This window comes from Marinomonas profundimaris (assembly GCF_000508165.1).
Classification (GTDB): domain Bacteria; phylum Pseudomonadota; class Gammaproteobacteria; order Pseudomonadales; family Marinomonadaceae; genus Marinomonas; species Marinomonas profundimaris.
In genome coordinates this window covers 1-1,720 of record NZ_AYOZ01000041.1, presented here as the reverse complement: position 1 = coordinate 1,720, position 1,720 = coordinate 1, and the positions used below count along the sequence as shown (strand labels likewise).

The 1,720-nt window shown below is 57.0% G+C and carries 2 protein-coding genes; both read right to left on the bottom strand.

Going from position 1 to position 1,720, the window contains the following annotated elements; translation table 11 throughout:
- Nucleotides 1-58: 58 nt before the first annotated feature.
- Entirely contained in the window at nt 59-1,348 is a 1,290-nt protein-coding gene (locus D104_RS32220) for an ISL3-like element ISPpu12 family transposase (protein WP_024024786.1), read from the bottom strand.
- 21 nt (nt 1,349-1,369) lie between these two features.
- On the bottom strand, nt 1,370-1,720 hold a 351-nt coding region (gene lspA / locus D104_RS32215; RefSeq protein WP_024024785.1), incomplete at its 5' end, for a signal peptidase II.

Below are 1,720 nucleotides of genomic sequence, written 5' to 3'. Positions count from 1 at the left end.
GGGTATACGGATTTAATGGTTGATGGGGCACCTTCACCCCATCAATCTGATACCACCCTCAGATGGTTGATAGATCGACTCCGTAGTTGAGTTCCTCTGCGAAGTCCGGCAGTCCGTAACCGATGGTTTTCTTGTAGAAAGGAGAGACCTTCGCAGTCGGTGCCTTCTTCTTGTGCTTCGTGGTGTAGAGCATTCGTGCCCGCATCACCTCGAAGGAGTAACCGCGCCCTTCACTGTTCTTGTCCTTGGCCAGTCGGTTGATGGACTCCGTGTAAGCGTTGGTGACGGGCATGTCCGTCTCGAAGTAGGTCATGGTCTCTTCGCGCCAGTTTCCCACTGCCCTGACCAGATCGCTCCAGACTTCCTTTTGGCCCTTCGGGATGGTGGCTATCCACTCGTCCAGGGCGGCTTCTGCCTGGAGCCGTGTGGTGGCGTCCCAGATGCCGTAGAAGCGCTCCTTGTGCTCGTAGGCGGCCAGCAGTTGCGGGAACGCGCCTGTCCAGGTCTCCATAATGAGGCGCTCCCGGTCTGAGACTTCGTGAGCGCGTTTCAGCAGGATTTTCCGGTCTCCCTTGAGAGTCCGGCTCTGGGACGGTTTCAGCTCCTTTCTGAGGCCCTTGCGCACTCTCTCTAGGGCATCGTTGGCCATGCGCACCACATGGAACTTATCGACCACGATACGGGCCTGGGGCAGCACAGCCTTGACCGCTGCCCGGTAGGGGTTCCACATGTCCATGCTGACGATCTCGACCTTCTGCCGGTCTTTCAGCTTCATCAGGTAGTTGGTCACCACGTCCTGGCGGCGGGTGGCCAGAAGGTCGAGCAGGGTTCGCTCCTCAATGTTGGTCAGAATGCAGCGGTAGCGCTTGTTCAGGTATAGCTCGTCAATGCCCAGGATGCGGGGCGTCTCGAAGCGGTGCCAGCGCCCCAGCAACTCGGCGCGGGCGTTGAAGATGTCGCGCACCGTCTTCTCGTCCAGGCCGGTCTGTGCCGCCACAAAGGTGTAGGGGTGGTTGAAGGATTCCTTCTCCACGTACTCATGCAGCCGCAGTGTCATACGGAATCCGTCCACCATCTCCGGTAGCTGGGGCCTGAATGTTGTCTTGCAGGCCCGGCAGGTGTATCGGCGGCGGACCACCCAGAGAGTGACCCGCTTGCCGTGGATGGGCAGATCACGATAGGGAACGTCACGCTTGCCGAACCGTACGAACTCACCCTGCACGCCGCATTCCTCGCAGGCGATGGGATCGGGCACGTCCACCTGGAAGTGCATTTCGTCGTCGGTTGATTTGCAGCCCAGTACTTGGTATTGCGGCAGGTGAAGGATGTTGTCGGGAAGTTCGGTCATGGTGTTGTATAGGCGTAGGTGTCAGTCAGATCCATCCGACTCGGCATTGGTGTTTGCTTTTTTACCCAACAAGCTGCTGGAAACTAAAAGTAAGGCACCGAGGACAATTGCAATATCAGCCAGGTTGAAGGCCGGCCAATGCCAGTCTCGCCAATAGAAATCAAAGGAATCCACAACATAGCCGCGAAAGACCCGGTCAATCAGGTTGCCCATGGCGCCACCGAGGATAAGACTGTAAGCGATGGCTTCTCCTTTATGACGATTTTCAAGGATCAGCTTGATCAGAAAAATCGAGACCACTACCGCGATTCCGATAAAAAAGTAGCGCTGCCAGCCTCCACCATTCGCAAAAAGACTGAATGCGGCACCGGT

Excerpts from the sequence above, each read along its gene's own strand:
- D104_RS32220 (WP_024024786.1), bottom strand. The coding sequence starts at position 1,348 with ATGACCGAACTTCCCGACAACATCCTTCACCTGCCGCAATACCAAGTA.